The organism is Pseudomonas sp. MF4836 (assembly GCF_002018875.1).
GTDB lineage: Bacteria > Pseudomonadota > Gammaproteobacteria > Pseudomonadales > Pseudomonadaceae > Aquipseudomonas.
The window spans coordinates 261304-276718 of the sequence record NZ_MVOL01000011.1; the positions used below are offsets into that span (position 1 = coordinate 261304).

Genomic DNA, 15415 nt, shown 5'->3' on the forward strand with positions numbered 1-15415 from the left:
TACTCCAGAACAGGTTCAAGCCCGCAGCCTTCCCGCTGTCGGCAGGGCCCTTTACAGGAGTCATAGCATGCAGCCTGCCCAACTGTTTTTGATCGGCCTTCTGGCCACGATCACCACCGCCGCACTGGCCGCTGATGGCAGCGAACGCTCCCAGCTGGCACGGGACAGTTTCCTGCTCGGACAGGAACAGATCCACGGCGACAACAACCAGCAAGTCGCCGCCAGTGGCAGCGAAGACAGACCCGAACCCAGCGCCCCGAAGCCCTCCGCGGCTGACGAAAAAATCTGACGCAGGTTCCCCAGAGCACATTCATCTCTGAAGCGTTTTTGGATGCTCCTTTGGAAAGAGATGAATTTTTAACGCCCCATCAGGGGCGTTTTTTTTTGCCCTCATCTTCCCCGGTTCCTGTAGTCGCTACCGCCAGGCTCGGCGACAGGAAATATCTGCTTATCGGTTACTTCTGTTAACCGGAGGTCTCGGAACTAGGGTGAAGGTTCATGCACCCGTTCTGGAGGGCAAGGGAGTGTTTTTCCAAACCAAGGGGGTATCACCTGCTCAAGGGGCGCCACGCACAAATCGGCCAGCTCTATTCCGTAACGGCCATGACAGAGCAGCGAAACCCCATATTCCGCGACGTTCACCTGGGGCGCTTGGTGGTCGACCAACTGCGCAACCAGGACCAAGCCGGGCCTACACACTCCCTGGCCTGGGCGGTCATGCCCAACCCCATTCATGGGTTGTTCGAGTTGCAGGCGCGCTCGCTTGGTGTGGTGATGTGCCAGCTCACATCCAGAAGCAGCTTGAGCCTTAATCAAACACCCCACAGCCACGGCCGCGTCTGGCAAAAGGGTTACCACGAACGCGCCGTACGCCAGGACGAAGACCTTAAAACCATCGTCCGCTACATCACCTTCAACCCCGTGCGTGCGGGGCTGGCACGACGGGTCGGCGAATACCCCCTATGGGATGCCGTCTGGCTCTAACACCATCGCTGTTAACCCTGCCCCGGATAAGCGCCGTGGAGTGCCAGGTGTAACCACGGCGTTTTTGAGGGCCAGCGTCCGAACGCGGCCCGAGCCTTCGGCAGCGGCTACAGCGGCTGCGGTCATGTGGTTGGCTGTTCTTCCTTGCGGTGCGCCCAGTGGTAGAGGGCGGGCAGAACCAGGAGGGTGAGGATGGTCGAGGAGAGGATGCCGCCAATGACCACGGTGGCCAGGGGGCGCTGGACTTCGGCGCCGGTGCCGGTGGCCAGGGCCATGGGGATGAAACCCAGGGACGCCACCAGCGCGGTCATCAGGACCGGACGCAGGCGGGTCAGTGCGCCTTCGTTGATCGCCAGCGCCAGGGGCCTTCCCTGCTCACGCAGGTTGCGGATAAACGCAATCATCACCAGGCCGTTGAGCACCGCCACGCCGGACAAGGCAATAAAGCCCACCCCGGCCGAGATTGACAGCGGAATGTCCCGCAACCACAGCGCCATGATCCCGCCCGTAAGGGCAAAGGGAATGCCGGTGAACACCAGCAGGCCGTCCTTGAGGTTGTTGAACATCATGAACAGCAAGCCGAACACCAGCAGCAGCGCCACCGGCACCACCACTTGCAGGCGCTGGGTGGCTTCCTGCAGTTGTTCGAACTGCCCACCCCAACTGGTCCAGTAGCCGGCGGGGACTTTCACTTCTGCGGCAATCCGCAGCGTGGCCTCGTCGACAAAGGAGCCGATATCACGCCCACGCACGTTAGCGCTGACGATCACCAGACGCTTGCCATTTTCGCGGCTGACCTGGTTCGGTCCCAGCACCAGGTCCAGGCTGGCCACCTCCGACAGCGCGACGAAGCCGATCTGCCCGGAATCACTGCCCGCCCGGGCCGGGGTCGGGATCAGCAGCCGCGACAGCCCGTCGATGTCGGTGCGCAAGGCATCCGAGAGGCGCACCACCATGTCGACGCGCCGATCGCCCTCGTACAGCGTGCCGGCCTGGCGCCCGCCCACGGCCACGGCAATGGTGTCCTGCACGTCGCCGACATTGAGGCCGAAACGCGCAGCCTTGTCGCGATCGATATTGATGGTCAGCACCGGCAGGCCGGTGGTCTGTTCGACCTTGACCTCCGAGGCGCCATCGAGCTTCTGCAAGGTCTCGGCGATCTCGGCGGCAGTGCTGTTGAGCACCGCCATGTCATCGCCAAAGACCTTGACCGCGACGTCGCTGCGCACCCCGGAAATCAGCTCGTTGAAACGCAGCTGAATCGGTTGCGACAGCTCATAGGCACTGCCCGGCACAATTGCGCTGGCACGCTGGATATCCGCGATCAGGGTTTCCCGCGACTTGCCCGGGTCCGGCCATTGCGCCTTGGGCTTGAGCATCAGGTAACTGTCGGAGATGTTCGGTGGCATCGGGTCGGAGGCGATTTCCGCCGTGCCGGTACGGGCGAACACCCGCTCGATTTCCGGCACCTGGGCCATCAGGGTCTGCTCCAGGCGCTGCTGCATCTCCACCGATTGCGTGAGGCTGGTGCCCGGTACGCGCAAGGCTTGCTGAGCGAAGTCGCCTTCGCTGAGGCTGGGGATAAACTCACTGCCCATGCGGCTCGCCACCAGCCCGGACCCGACCAGGGTCAGCAAGGCCAGGGCAAACGCCAGGGAGCGGTGGCCCATGACCCAATCGAGCACCGGTGCGTAAGCCCGGCGCGCGCTGCGCATGACCAGGTTTTCTTCTTCCTTGACCTTGCCGGTGACAAACAGGGCAATGGCCGCCGGAACGAAGGTCACCGAGAGAATCATCGCCCCCAGCAGCGCAATCACCACGGTGAAAGCCATGGGGTGGAACATTTTTCCGGCGACCCCGGTCAGGGCGAAAATCGGCAGGTACACCACCATGATGATCAACTGGCCGAAAATCAGCGCCCGCCGCGCCTCCTTGGCCGCGGCGAACACTTCGTGCAGGCGTTCGGAGCGGGTGAGCATACGGCCGTGGTGGCGCTGGGCATGGGCCAGACGGCGAATGGCGTTCTCGACGATGACCACCGCTCCGTCGACGATAATCCCGAAATCCAGGGCCCCCAGGCTCATCAGGTTGGCACTGACCCGGTTGCTGAACATCCCGGTAAAGGTGAACAGCATCGCCAGCGGGATCACCATCGCGGTAATCAATGCCGCGCGAATATTGCCCAGGAACAGGAACAGAATCACGATCACCAGCAACGCGCCTTCGAAGAGGTTTTTCTTCACCGTGGCGATGGCTTTTTCCACCAGGTTGGTGCGGTCGTACACGGTGACCGCCACCACCCCTGCGGGCAACGAACGGTTGATCTCTTCAAGTTTTTTCGCCACGGCCTGGGATACGCTGCGGCTGTTTTCGCCGATCAGCATAAACACCGTGCCCAGCACCACCTCGCGCCCATTCTCGGTGGCGGCACCGGTGCGCAACTCGCGCCCGATCTGGACCTGGGCCACATTGCTCACGCGGATCGGCGTGCCGTCGCTGCTGCTGATCACGATGTTGGCAATGTCGTCGATCGAGGCCAGTTGGCCCGGGGCGCGAATCAGCAACTGTTCGCCGCTGCGCTCGATGTAACCGGCGCCAACGTTGGCGTTATTGCGTTCCAGGGCCGTCACCAGATCGTTCAGGGTCAGGCGGTAGGCGGCCAGGCGCTTGGGGTCGGGGGCGATCTGGTATTCCTTGGCAAAGCCGCCGATGGTGTTGATCTCGGCCACCCCCGGCACGTTGCGCAATTGCGGCTTGATGATCCAGTCCTGGATCACCCGCAGGTCGGTCGGCGTGTACGCTGTCCCGTCGTCCTTGAGCGCGCCCTCCTTGGCCTCCACGGTCCACAGGAAGATTTCCCCAAGCCCGGTGGAGATCGGCCCCATCAGCGCCTCGACGCCCGCCGGCAATTGCTCGCGCGCCACCTGCAGGCGCTCGTTGACCAGTTGCCGGGCGAAGAACAGGTCGGTGCCGTCCTTGAAGATCACCGTCACCTGGGACAACCCCGAGCGCGACAGCGAGCGGGTCTGTTGCAACCCGGGCAGGCCGGCCATGGCGGTCTCGATGGGAAAGGTGATGCGCTGCTCGGTTTCCAGCGGCGAGAACCCGGCCGCCGCCGAGTTGATCTGCACCTGCACGTTTGTGATGTCCGGCACCGCGTCGATCGGCAGTTTCTGATAACTGGCGATGCCCACCCCGGCCATCAGCAGCACCGCCAGCAACACGATGATGCGCTGCTCGATGGCGAATTGAATGATGCGTTCAAACATGTGAAATCACTCTATGAGGGGCCATTCAATGGCTGTGTTCGGCCGAGCCTTTGCCCAGTTCGGACTTGAGGGTGAAGCTGCCGTTGCTGGCCACCTGGGCGCCGGCCGCCAGGCCCTGCTTGATTTCAACCACGCCGTCCTGGCTGGCTCCGGTCACGACCGCCTGAGCCATGAAGCCGTGGTCGACCCGCACGAACACCGAGGGTTGCCCTTCCACGGTCTGAATCGCCGCCTGGGGCACCGTGACCGCCGCCTCATAGCTGTCGGTGGCCACCTGCACCGCGACAAACAGGCCCGGGCGCCAAGTGTCCTGAGGGTTGGCGACGCTGACCCGGACCGTGGCGGTACGGCTCTGCTCGCCGAGCAGGCTGCCGACATAGGCCACCTGGCCCTGCACCTGGGTCCCCAATTCACTGGAACTGACGGTCACCGCCTGGCCGACCCGAACCTTGTCCAGGTCCTTGGGAAACACGCCAAACGTGACCCAGACCCGGGACAGGTCGGACAGGGTGAAAGCGGCGCTGGACTCATTGACCACCTCCCCCAGGCTCAGGTGTTTTTCCACCACCACGGCGTCGAACGGCGCGCGCATTTCATAGCGGTTGCCGCCCACCAACTGGGCGCTGCCGCTCAGGGCGTTCATCTTCTGCCGCGCATTGGCCTGGGCAATCTCGGCCTCTTGCAGCGCCTGGCGGGCCAACAGGTAATCCTGCTCGGCGGCAATCTGCTCGACCCACAATTGGCGCTCGCGCTGGAAGGTGGTGCGGGCCAGTTGCACCCGGCGCTCGGCGGCGGCCAGCTCACTGCGCTGATCGGAGATCTGCTGGCTGGCGATCACCGCCAACAGGTCGCCGCGCTTGACCGCCTGGCCCAGGTTGACCTGCACCGACTCCACCACGCCGGCAGCACGCGGCACCATGTGCGAGGTGCGGTCCTCGTCGAAGCGCACCTCGCCCGGCAGCGCCAGCAAGGTACTGAGGCGGCGCGGCTGGGCCTCGGCCAGCTCGATGCCGGCGGCTTGAATCTGCTGCGCGCTGAGTTCGAGCAGCCCCTCTTCCTCGGCATGCTCTTCAGGCGCGGGTTCGACATTGGCCGCCGGGGCCTGGCCCTCGGCCCGTTGCTGCAACAGCAGCCCGGCCAGGCCCAGCGCTGCGACCAGGCCGAAGGCGATGGCAATGCTTCGTTTGTTGTTCATGGGTGCTCCTGAAAAAACGCTGTGCCGCCGGCGAACAACGCTGCGGCGCCTAAGGTTTGCAGTGATGGAAAACGGCTGGCGGCGCTGCTCCAGGAATTGCGCCAGGGATTGCGCACGCTCAGCGGCAATGGGTTGTCAGCGGCTGCGGTCAAGCAGCGTCAGGTCGCCGTAGATGCGTTCGATGCGCACCCAGGCCTCGGTGGTTTGCGCCAGCGCCATCAGGTATTGGCTGCGGGCCTCGATCAGGGTGCGCTGGGCGTCGAGGACTTCGAGGAAGTTGAACTTGCCCATCTGGAAGCCGCGGGTGGCGCTGTCCACGGCGTTTTGCGCGGCGGGCAGAATCACCCGGTTGAACGACTGCACCTCGTTCTCGGCCGTGGCCCACTGGTCCAGGGCTTCGCGGGTTTCACCGCGCAGGCGCAGCTCGGCGGCGTTGCGCAGATCCCGGGCCTGGTCGGCACGGCGCGCGGCTGACAGCACATTGCCCTGGTTGCGGTTGAACAACGGAATCTGCATCGACAGCCCCACCAGGTTGACCCGCTCGCGAGCGCTGGCGTCGTACTGGCTGCCCAGGCTGATATCCAGGTCGGGAATGCGCTGGGACTTTTCCAGGCCCAGGGCCGCTTCCCCCTGCACGATCGCCATCTCGGCCAGGCGCAATTCGACCGTCTGCTCCAGCCGAGCCAGCAACGCGGTGGCGGCCGGCACGCTCGGCAGCAACTGGGATGGGGCCTGAACCGCGCTGAACCCTACAGTGGATACACCACTGACCGTGGCCAGGCGCCGATAGGCGTTGCCCTGATCCATGTGCGCGCGGTTGGACTCCAGGCGCATCTGCGACAGCTGCACCTGCGCCCGTGCCGCTTCCACCGGCGAAGCCTTGCCCGCGGTCACCCGGCCCTGGGCCACGTTCAGGCCGCGCTCGGCCAGGGCCAGGGAACGTTCGGCCAACTGGCTGCGCTCCTGGGCACGCAAGGCTGCATAAAAAGCCTCGATCACCTCAGCGCGCAGCAGATTGCGCCGCCGTTCCAGCTCCAGGTCCACCGCGTCCTGGCCACGGCTGGCGACTTCGACCCGTGCCCCGCGCTTGCCTCCCAGTTCCAGGGTCTGGCTGAGCTTGATGGCCGTGGTGCGCGAATCGCGGCGAGTGTCTTCGGCATCCAGCGCCAGCACCGGGTTGGGGATAAGTCCGGCCTGTTGTCGAGCGCCCTGGGCAATCTCGACGTCCCAGCGCGCCGCGGCCAGCTCCGGGTTGTTGGCGACGGCGGTCTGCAGGGCCTGGTCCAGGCTCAATGCCTCGGCGGCCCGGGCCTGTTCAAGCGCCACGCTGGCCAATAACAGGGCGCCAGACAGGGCCACCAGGCGCCGCAGGGAAATTCTCATGGTGATGGGCATAACCGATTCAGGCCTGTGCACAAGCAGTGTTGCCGCAACGGTTGAAACAGCAGAGACCGGCCAATCATCCAAGGCATTCGCACCGGCCTGCTGAGTCAACACTGCGCCCCGCTCAATCATTAAAAGGGAGGGTATTGAATGCCGGCCAAATGTAGCGTCGGGTACTTATCAACAGGGTGGCGCAAAGATTACAAATCCGTTAGCCAAGGCTCTGGCTCAAGGTTCTGTATTAGTATCCGGTCCCTCAAACAGCGCCGGATCGACGCCTTCCCTGCGGTGTATTTCGCATCCGGAAATACCTCGGCGGCCGATGCTTGATCCCCCACCAAAACCACAACGACCTGGGGTAGGCCGGCATCACGTGTTCGAGTCGCAACTGCCTTTCAACTCCGAGATCTCACTCCGCATGCGCATCCTGGTTATCGAAGACGAACCCAAAACTGCCGATTACCTGCATCAAGGGCTGTCCGAAAGCGGCTATGTCGTGGACTGCGCCAGCAATGGCGCGGACGGTCTGCACCTCACCCTGCAGCACGCCTATGACCTGGTGATTCTCGACGTCAACCTGCCGCTGCTGGATGGCTGGGGCGTGCTGCAACGCATACGCGAAAGCAGCCCCACGCGGATCATGATGCTCACCGCCCTGGGGCGCCTGGCCGACAAGATCAAAGGCCTGGACCTGGGCGCCGATGATTACCTGGTCAAGCCGTTCGAGTTCCCCGAACTGCTGGCCCGGGTCCGCACCTTGATGCGCCGCAGTGAACAGCCACCGGTCCCGGATGTGTTGCGAGTGGCCGACCTGGAGCTGGACCAGGGCCGGCACCGGGCCTTTCGCGGCAAGCAGCGCATCGACCTGACCACCAAGGAGTTCGCCCTGCTGCACCTGCTGATGCGCCAGAGCGGCGTGGTGCTGTCGCGCACGCAGATCATCTCGTTTGTCTGGGACATGAATTTCGATTGCGACACCAACGTGGTCGAGGTGTCGATCCGCCGCCTGCGGGCGAAGATCGACGACCCGTTCGACAGCAAGCTGATCCACACCCTGCGCGGTGTCGGGTACGTGCTTGAGGAACGTGAGTGAGCGACTGTCGGGCGCCTACTCGGGCCCATGGTCGTGCTGATGAAAGCCGCTCTGCTCGACCTGGATGGTCACGTGGGAAATGGCAAAGCGCTCCTGCACCCACTCCGTGACTTCGGCCAGCACCTGTTGTTCGGTGCGCTGCGAGAGATCCACCACCAGGTGCGCACTGAGCACGTTCTTGCCGCTGGTGAGGGCCCAGATGTGCAGATCATGCACGTCACTGACCCCGTCCACGGCGCGAATGCCCTGCTCCACCTGATCGATATCGATGCCGTCGGGCACGCCCTGCAGCAGCACGTTCATGCTCTCCCTGAGCAGGGTCCAGGTGCGCGGCAAGACCCAGAAACCGATGCCAGCCGCTACCAGTGAGTCGACCCAGCCCCAGCCGGTGTAGAGGATCACCAACGCCGCGACAATCACCCCGAGGGAGCCGAGCATGTCGCTCCAGACCTCCAGGTACGCTCCTTTGACGTTCAGGCTCTGCTCGCTGGAAGACGCCAGCAGGCGCATCGAAATCAGGTTCACCACCAGCCCCAGTACCGCGATCAGCAGCATGCCGATGGACTGGATCTCGGCCGGCGACCGCAACCGCTGCCAGGCCTCGAACAGGATGTAGAACGCCACCACGAACAGCAGGATGGCGTTGAAAGCCGCCGCCAGAATCTCGAAGCGTGCATAACCGAAGGTGCGCTTGCGGTCGGCGGCGCGCTTGGCAACCTGGATCGCCACCAGGGAAATCGCCAGCGCCAGGGTGTCGGTCAACATGTGCGCGGCATCCGACAGCAGCGCCAGACTGCCAGTGACAAAAGCCCCAATGACCTCGGCCAGCATGAAGCTGGCGGTCAGCCCCAGGGCCATCCACAACGAACGCTCGTGCCCTGCGCGTACTGGTCCGTGACTGTGCCCGGCCCCCATGGCGTTACCTCGTATTCCGCGAAATCGACGGCCTGATGATAGTTCGATTCGCGGCGCCTACCTGCCTGTCTGACGCAATCCTCATCCTGGCGTCATCCTGCGGTTATCCGGCTTGCTGCCGAGAGATGGCCGGAATCGTTAGCTGGCTAACAAATGCACCAAAACTGAGCAAAACCCATCGGGCCGGGGCGCGTCCGGTATGCTTCAAATCTACGAAACAAAACGTAACAATTAAACCTGATCCGATAAGGAGCCCCCGCCTTGGATGTATCGACTGCTGCCTGGATGGTCCATGACACCCGCCTGATTCTCTGCTGCCTACTGGCCATCGCCACCATCATCGTGTTGATCAGCGCGACCAAGCTGCCGCCTTTTCTGTCGATCCTGATCGGCACCTTCATCGCCGGGGTTGGCGCCGGCCTGCCGCCGGAAGAGGTGGCCAAGGCCTTCAGCAAGGGGGCCGGGGCCATTCTGGGCGAAGCCGGGATCATCATTGCCCTGGGCTCGATGCTCGGCGCCCTGATGGCCGAGTCCGGCGCCGCCGACCGGATCGCCTCCACCTTGCTCGGGCTGGGCAAGGGCCGCTCGCTGCCGTGGGTAATGGCCCTGGTGGCGATGGTCATCGGCCTGCCGCTGTTCTTTGAAGTGGGCCTGGTGATGATGGTGCCGATCATCTTCGTCATGGCTCGCCGCTCGGGGCAGCCGCTGTTGAAAATCGCCATCCCGGCCCTCGCCGGCATGACCACCCTGCACGCGCTGATGCCGCCCCACCCCGGCCCGCTGATTGCCGTCAGTGCCTTGCACGCCGACCTGGGCCTGACCATGTTGCTGGGGTTTTGCATCGCCATTCCTGCGGTGATCCTGGCCGGGCCGATCTATGGCAACTGGCTGTCCCGGCGCATGCACGTGGAGGAGCCGGCTGAGCTTGGCGCCCTGTTCAGCGCCCCGCCCAAGGCCCCGCGCCAGCCGAGCTTCGGCGTGTCGCTGCTGATTATCCTGCTGCCGGTGCTGCTGATGCTCGGCAGTACCCTGGCCAAGGTGGCAATGCCCCCTGAAAGCTCGGTTGCCCTGAGCCTGAAGTTTCTCGGTGAGCCCCTGGTGGCCCTGGGCATTGCGGTCATGGCAGCGGTGATCTGCCTGGGCTGGGCCAACGGCATGCCCCGTGAGGAAGTCGGCGGCACCCTGCGCAAAAGCCTGGCGCCGATTGCCGTGCTGCTGCTGACCATCGGCGCCGGCGGCGGCCTCAAGCAGACCCTGCTGGACGCCGGCGTCAGCCAGACCATCAGCAAGGTCGCCGAAGGCGCCCATATGCCGTACCTGCTCCTGGCCTGGCTGATTGCCGTGGCACTGCGCCAGGCCACCGGCTCGGCTACCGTGGCCACCACCACGACCGCCGGGATTCTTGCGCCGATGATGGCTGGCCTGGCCGCCACCCAAAGCTCGCTGGTGGCCCTGGCGATTGGCGCCGGCTCGGTGTTCTTCTGCCACGTTAACGATGCCGGATTCTGGATGGTGCGCGAGTATTTCGGCCTGCAACTCAAGCAGACGCTGTGGGTCTGGTCGGTGTTGCAGAGCATTGTTTCGCTGGTCGGCCTGATCGGCACCCTGCTGTTCTGGTACGGCTTGCAGTAGCAGAGGCAAACCGCGGCATGCTGTGGCGCGCCAGGCGCCTGCCTGGCGGTGGCAGGCGCTGTAGAATGCCGGCTCTTTTATCCGCGCAAGGGCATGCCATGCTGCACCCGCTCCGGCTTTCACGGCTCTCCATCGCTCTGTTTTCCCTACTGCTCGGCGTGGCATCGGCGGCCCTGGCAGATGACCTCGATTGTTCGCGGATCACCCTCGGCGCTCAGGTCGAGCGCTGTGCGCAGCTCGACAAGGATCGCGCCGATGCAGCCCTCAACACCAGCTATCAGGCGCTGCTCGGGCGCCTGCAACACCAGTATCAGAGCCACCCGCTGCTGGAGCAGGATTACCTCGGCAAACTGAAAAATGCCCAACGGGCCTGGATCAAATACCGGGACACCAGTTGCGTGGTCGAGGCGTTTGAAGTGCAACCGGGAACGCCGGCCCACACCACCCTGATCAATACCTGCGTCAGCCGTCTGAGCCGTGAACGGGCGCGGGACCTGGACCGCTGGTTGCCGGAGTGCTGCAGCTGAGGTTGCAACCCGTCCCGGTCATTCGCCCTCGACCCGCAAGGGCCTGCGGCCGCGCCGTCCCCAGGCATACGCACCCAGGCTGGCCAAGGTGACGGCCCATGCGCCGTACAGCATGCTCAACGACGATTCATATTCGCGGCGACTGTCCCGGCAACTGCTGGCCGAGGTACAGCGAGCGCGACACAGGGCCTCGCCCTCGCGACTGCAACTGAGCAGGTAGTGGCGCAGATGGCTGACGGTCAGCGTCTGGCCCTTGAACCGCGCCGGGTCCGCGTTCAATTGGCTGATACCGCGCGCAATCGTCAGTGCCAGCACCTCACCGCCTTCGGCTTCCTCAAGCAGGATCCGTCCGGGGCCCACTTCCAGCACCCTAGCGCTGAAGGTCTCGACGCTGGCGCCCTCCAGGTCGTAGTCCGGTGCGCTCTGGGTCCACAGTTCGATACCGGCAAACACCAGGCCCAGCACGAACGACACCAGAGCCATCTGCAACAGCGGCTCCAGCGTGGAAAAGTCTCTCAAGGAACACAGCGTCGATCGAATCAAGACAGCCCCCGAAAAGCCCGTGCAGGCCACGGGTTCCGGGGAGATTAGCGGGTAAATCGCCCAGGACTGAAGGCAATTTTGCAGCGCTGTGGCAGGTAAAAACAGCAAGCCCTCGGCGAGGGCTCTAGCACGGGCCAGTCTCGAAATACGTCGATTCCGGGATGGCCCGCTTCGCCAGGATCAGCAGCCGGACGGCAGGGCCGAGCGTGTCTCACTGGGCAGGCGCGAACCGAAATACCCGGCGCTGACCACGCCCACCGCGCCCATCACCACGCAATAGATCACACACACCCATGGGCTCCAGGGCATCAGCGCGATCAACAGCAACGGCGTGGTGCTGGCCCAAAGGGCGTAGGCGATGTTGTAGGTAAAGGAGATGCCCGACACGCGGATCCGCGCCGGAAACAGGCTGACCATCACCGATGGCACCGCGCCGACCACGCCGCACCCGAGCCCGGCCACCGCGTAGGCCAGGCCGACCCACTGGCTGCCGCCGATCAGGCTCGCATACAGCAGGCCAATGCCCAGGGGCAGCAGCAGGCTGTAGAGCATCACCGTGCGCCAGGCACCGATGCGGTCGACGATCAGCCCGGCCAGCACGCAGCCGATATTCAGGAACACGATGCCCAGGCTGCTCAGGGCGAAGGTATGGCTGGCGGTCATGCCGAAGGTTTTCTGCATCATGGTCGGCGTGATGACCACAAACACCACCACCGCCGAAGTCAGCACACAGGTCAGGATCAAGGCCGGCAACATCGCCAGGCGATGCTCGCGCAACACGGTGCGCAGCGGCAGCTCGGCGTCGGTTTCGCGGCGTGCCTGCATGGCCATGAACACCGGGGTTTCACTCAGCCAGCGGCGCAACCAGACGCCGATCACCCCGAAGAGCCCGCCCAGGAGGAACGGATAGCGCCAGGCCTGATCGAGAATCTCGGCCGGGGTGAACAGTTGGGCAAGCAGGGTCGCGGTCAGCGCGCCGATCAGGTAACCGAAGGTCAGCCCGGCCTGCAAGAAGCCCAGGGCATAACCGCGATGGCCAGGCGGCGCGTGCTCGGCGACAAACACCCAGGCACTGGGCACTTCGCCGCCCACCGCGGCGCCTTGCAGCACCCGCAGCACCAGCAACAGCAGCGGCGCGAAATAACCGATCTGTGCGTAGGTCGGCATGATGCCGATCAGCAGGCACGGCAGGGCCATCATCAGGATACTCAGACTGAAGACCTTCTTGCGCCCCAGCCGATCGGCGAAGTGCGCCATCAGGATCCCGCCCAGCGGCCGCGCCAGGTAGCCGGTGACAAAGATCCCGAAGCTTTGCAGCAGACGCAGCCACTCAGGCATTTCCGGCGGGAAGAACAGCTGGCTCAGGGTCAGGGCGAAGAACACGAAAATAATGAAATCGTAGATTTCCAGCGCGCCACCCAGGGCCGCGAGGCCCAGGGTTTTATAGTCGGACCGGGAAAACGGCGCCGGTCGCGTCTCTGGAGGCAAAGGCATAGCAGTCACTCTGTAGGGGGGACAGAAACCAAGGCGCCAATGGTCTACGCAAAAACAGCCCGGAACAACCCGAACCCGTAACTGGGTCTATTTTTAGCCAGTTTCTGTGCATTGAATCCCCTTGAGCAGCAGCAATAATCGGCAACTTTCCAAACCGCAGCAGAACAGGAAAGCCGCCATGAGCATCCATACCCGCACCCGCCGCCTGACCGTACCGCAACTGGTGGCGATGAAAGGCCGGCAGAAAATCGTCTCCCTGACCGCCTACACCAGCCACATGGCCCGGTTGATGGACCCGTTCGTCGACTTCGTTCTGATCGGCGACTCCACGGCCATGGTCGGCTACGGTCGCACGTCGACCCTGGACATGAGCCTTGAGGAAATCATCGCCCACAGCCGCGCCGTGGTCGCCAGCACCCGCCTGGCCTGTGTGATCGCCGACATGCCATTTGGCAGTTATCAAGAGTCGCCGCAACAGGCCTACCGCAACTGCGCCCAGGTGCTGGCGCGCACCGGCTGCGACGCGATCAAGCTCGAAGGCGGCAAGGCCCTCGCGCCGACCGTGGAGTTTCTGGTGCAACGGGGCATTCCGGTGATGGCCCACATCGGCCTGATGCCGCAGTACGTCAACACCATGGGCGGGTTCAAGGCCCAGGGCATGAGTGAAGCCACGGCCCGGGCGATTGAAGAAGACGCCCGGGCCCACCTCGCCGCGGGCGCTTTCAGCCTGCTGCTGGAAGGGGTGGCGGAACCGGTAGCCCGGCGCATCAGCGAGTTCTCGGCCATGCCAACCATCGGCATCGGCGCCTCCCCCGCCTGCGACGGCCAGGTGCTGGTCACCGAGGACCTGCTGGGCCTGGGCGGCGAGCAGGTGCCGCGCTTCGTCAAGCAATACGCCGACGCCGCCGCGCTGATCAGCCAGGCCTGCGAGCGCTTTGCCGCCGAAGTGCGCGATGGGCAGTTTCCCGAAGCGCGGCACTGCTATGGGGTCGAACAGGGTTCCTGATCGATGGCCTGGGCCAGGGCCTGAATGGCGCCGGGGATGTCCTGACGCCAGTCGAGGGTGTAGCTCAGGCGCAGGTGATGCCGCCACAGGCCTTGTTGGCTGAACATTGGCCCGGGGGAAATGACCAGGCCCTGGGCCAACAGGCGCTGGTACACCTGCAACATCTCCACCGGGCGCAGGGCCTCGACCCATAACGTCGCGCCACCGGCCGCCGGCTGTACCCGCAATTGCTGGGCGGCGTGCTCCTGAAGCAAACCCTGCATCTGGCCCATGCGCTCGCGCAACAGCACCCGCAGTTTCAGCAAATGCTGGTCGACCCGCCCGGAGCTGAACAGCCGGGCCAGGGCCTGCTGACGCAGTGGCGACAGGCGAAAGGCACGCTCGAGAAACTGCCGATGCAGGCGCTGGCCATGGCCCCGGGTCAGGACGTAGCTGAACGGAGCCTCGGCGCCGATCTGCTTGTCGCACGTGGCAAACACCAACAGCCGCTCGGGGTTGGCGTAGTCACGAAAGCGCGCAGGGGCCGGGCTGAAACAAAACTCGCCATAGCTGTCGTTCTCGAACAGCCAGATGCCCCGCTCGTCCAGCCAGCGGCACAGCCGCTGTTTGTCGGCCGCCGGCATCAGGCTGCCGTGGGGCACGCTGAAGGTCGATGACAGCACCACCAGGCGCACCGGCTCACGTTGCAGGAGGTCATGCAGCTGCTGTTGATCGAAACGCCCGGCACGGTCCAGAGGCAGTTCGATGACCCGGATATTGGCGGCGCGCAGTTGGCGCAACATCGCCCAGGAACAGGGCGACTCCACCAGCGCCACGCTGCCCGTCAGCTCCAGGGCATGCAGCGCCAGCTCCAGCAGGCTGCGCAGGTCCGGTCCCAGGTACACCTGTTCGGCCTGCCAATAGTCAGTGGTAGAGCGGGTATAGCGCTCGGCCAGGACGCTGCGCAGTTCGGGTTCGCCAAAGGGCTGGAACGGTGGCGCCTGGGAGCGCGGGTATTGCCGGGTCAGCTCGCGCTCGGTCATCAGTAGCGGATTTTCCAGGGACAGCAATATGGCCGGCGCATCGCTGCACAGCGCCAACATGCCGGGCTGGCGCGCCTGGGCATAGACACTGTCGATCAGGCTCGGCCCATCCACCGGCAGTTGCGACGGCGCCAGCGGCACCCGGAAATAGCCCTGTTTGGGCCGGGACTGGATGCGCCCCTGGTCTTCAAGCAAGGCGTAGGCATGCTTGATGGTCGAGATCGAGACCTTCAACCGCAGCGCCAGGGCCCGCAGCGAGGGCAGGCGCTGCTCGGCCTCGCTGGCATTGTCGATCCACTCAACCAGGTAGCGGTACACCGCCTGATAGGCGAAGGGGGTTTCGCGGCTCACC

At 64.4% G+C, this 15415-nt stretch carries 13 protein-coding genes; 6 read left to right on the forward strand and 7 right to left on the reverse strand.

What is annotated here, in order from left to right; genetic code table 11:
- Positions 1–67 precede the first annotated feature (67 nt).
- Positions 68–289 carry a hypothetical protein gene (locus MF4836_RS24750; RefSeq protein ID WP_078472487.1) on the forward strand — a complete coding sequence of 74 codons (222 nt, stop codon included), beginning with the start codon at positions 68–70 and terminating at the stop codon, positions 287–289.
- Positions 290–603: 314 nt separating this feature from the next.
- The gene (locus tag MF4836_RS24755; protein WP_238596189.1) at positions 604–984 is read left to right on the forward strand and encodes an REP-associated tyrosine transposase; all 381 of its coding nucleotides are present in this window, start codon (positions 604–606) and stop codon (positions 982–984) included.
- A gap of 122 nt (positions 985–1106) precedes the next feature.
- Here MF4836_RS24755 and MF4836_RS24760 read toward each other — a convergent pair whose 3' ends face one another.
- The 3 genes from MF4836_RS24760 to MF4836_RS24770 all read right to left on the reverse strand — a co-directional run bounded on the left by MF4836_RS24760 (position 1107) and on the right by MF4836_RS24770 (position 6843).
- Complete coding sequence (locus MF4836_RS24760) at positions 1107–4253, reverse strand: CusA/CzcA family heavy metal efflux RND transporter (RefSeq protein ID WP_078472489.1); 3147 nt, start codon at positions 4251–4253, stop codon at positions 1107–1109.
- Positions 4254–4278: 25 nt separating this feature from the next.
- Complete coding sequence (locus MF4836_RS24765) at positions 4279–5448, reverse strand: efflux RND transporter periplasmic adaptor subunit (RefSeq protein ID WP_078472490.1); 1170 nt, start codon at positions 5446–5448, stop codon at positions 4279–4281.
- Positions 5449–5583: 135 nt separating this feature from the next.
- A complete protein-coding gene (locus MF4836_RS24770) occupies positions 5584–6843 on the reverse strand; it encodes a TolC family protein (RefSeq protein WP_078472491.1) in 1260 nt (419 codons plus the stop codon).
- Between the two features lie 406 nt (positions 6844–7249).
- Here MF4836_RS24770 and MF4836_RS24775 point away from each other — a divergent pair, with 406 nt between their 5' ends.
- On the forward strand, positions 7250–7924 hold the full coding sequence (locus MF4836_RS24775) for a heavy metal response regulator transcription factor (protein WP_078472515.1): 675 nt from the start codon (positions 7250–7252) through the stop codon (positions 7922–7924).
- Between the two features lie 15 nt (positions 7925–7939).
- Here the strand turns inward: MF4836_RS24775 and MF4836_RS24780 are convergent, their stop codons facing one another.
- The gene (locus MF4836_RS24780; protein WP_078472492.1) at positions 7940–8839 is read right to left on the reverse strand and encodes a cation diffusion facilitator family transporter; all 900 of its coding nucleotides are present in this window, start codon (positions 8837–8839) and stop codon (positions 7940–7942) included.
- Between the two features lie 261 nt (positions 8840–9100).
- On the opposite strand from MF4836_RS24780, the gene MF4836_RS24785 reads away from it, so the two are divergent.
- Together MF4836_RS24785 and MF4836_RS24790 are read left to right on the forward strand one after the other, a co-directional pair.
- The gene (locus MF4836_RS24785; RefSeq protein WP_078472493.1) at positions 9101–10471 is read left to right on the forward strand and encodes a GntT/GntP/DsdX family permease; all 1371 of its coding nucleotides are present in this window, start codon (positions 9101–9103) and stop codon (positions 10469–10471) included.
- A 98-nt stretch (positions 10472–10569) separates the two neighbouring features.
- On the forward strand, positions 10570–10998 hold the full coding sequence (locus MF4836_RS24790) for a lysozyme inhibitor LprI family protein (protein ID WP_078472494.1): 429 nt from the start codon (positions 10570–10572) through the stop codon (positions 10996–10998).
- A gap of 18 nt (positions 10999–11016) precedes the next feature.
- Here MF4836_RS24790 and MF4836_RS24795 read toward each other — a convergent pair whose 3' ends face one another.
- Together MF4836_RS24795 and MF4836_RS24800 are read right to left on the reverse strand one after the other, a co-directional pair.
- Positions 11017–11517 carry a hypothetical protein gene (locus MF4836_RS24795; RefSeq protein WP_178102981.1) on the reverse strand — a complete coding sequence of 167 codons (501 nt, stop codon included), beginning with the start codon at positions 11515–11517 and terminating at the stop codon, positions 11017–11019.
- Positions 11518–11721: 204 nt separating this feature from the next.
- Positions 11722–13035 carry an MFS transporter gene (locus MF4836_RS24800; RefSeq protein ID WP_078472495.1) on the reverse strand — a complete coding sequence of 438 codons (1314 nt, stop codon included), beginning with the start codon at positions 13033–13035 and terminating at the stop codon, positions 11722–11724.
- A gap of 178 nt (positions 13036–13213) precedes the next feature.
- On the opposite strand from MF4836_RS24800, the gene panB reads away from it, so the two are divergent.
- Positions 13214–14041, forward strand: coding sequence for a 3-methyl-2-oxobutanoate hydroxymethyltransferase (gene panB / locus MF4836_RS24805; RefSeq protein ID WP_078472496.1), 828 nt, complete (start codon positions 13214–13216; stop codon positions 14039–14041).
- On the opposite strand, the gene MF4836_RS24810 is transcribed toward panB, so the two are convergent.
- On the reverse strand, positions 14017–15414 hold the full coding sequence (locus MF4836_RS24810) for an aminotransferase-like domain-containing protein (protein ID WP_078472497.1): 1398 nt from the start codon (positions 15412–15414) through the stop codon (positions 14017–14019). The genes panB and MF4836_RS24810 overlap by 25 nt on opposite strands.
- Position 15415 lies beyond the last annotated feature (1 nt).

What these genes read in the sequence shown, in the direction of transcription:
- MF4836_RS24765 (WP_078472490.1), bottom strand. Translation starts at nt 5,448, where the DNA reads ATGAACAACAAACGAAGCATTGCCATCGCCTTCGGCCTGGTCGCAGCG.
- MF4836_RS24770 (WP_078472491.1), bottom strand. Translation starts at nt 6,843, where the DNA reads ATGCCCATCACCATGAGAATTTCCCTGCGGCGCCTGGTGGCCCTGTCT.
- MF4836_RS24760 (WP_078472489.1), bottom strand. Translation starts at nt 4,253, where the DNA reads ATGTTTGAACGCATCATTCAATTCGCCATCGAGCAGCGCATCATCGTG.
- MF4836_RS24800 (WP_078472495.1), bottom strand. Translation starts at nt 13,035, where the DNA reads ATGCCTTTGCCTCCAGAGACGCGACCGGCGCCGTTTTCCCGGTCCGAC.
- MF4836_RS24775 (WP_078472515.1), top strand. Translation starts at nt 7,250, where the DNA reads ATGCGCATCCTGGTTATCGAAGACGAACCCAAAACTGCCGATTACCTG.
- panB (WP_078472496.1), top strand. Translation starts at nt 13,214, where the DNA reads ATGAGCATCCATACCCGCACCCGCCGCCTGACCGTACCGCAACTGGTG.
- MF4836_RS24750 (WP_078472487.1), top strand. Translation starts at nt 68, where the DNA reads ATGCAGCCTGCCCAACTGTTTTTGATCGGCCTTCTGGCCACGATCACC.
- MF4836_RS24790 (WP_078472494.1), top strand. Translation starts at nt 10,570, where the DNA reads ATGCTGCACCCGCTCCGGCTTTCACGGCTCTCCATCGCTCTGTTTTCC.
- MF4836_RS24755 (WP_238596189.1), top strand. Translation starts at nt 604, where the DNA reads ATGACAGAGCAGCGAAACCCCATATTCCGCGACGTTCACCTGGGGCGC.
- MF4836_RS24780 (WP_078472492.1), bottom strand. Translation starts at nt 8,839, where the DNA reads ATGGGGGCCGGGCACAGTCACGGACCAGTACGCGCAGGGCACGAGCGT.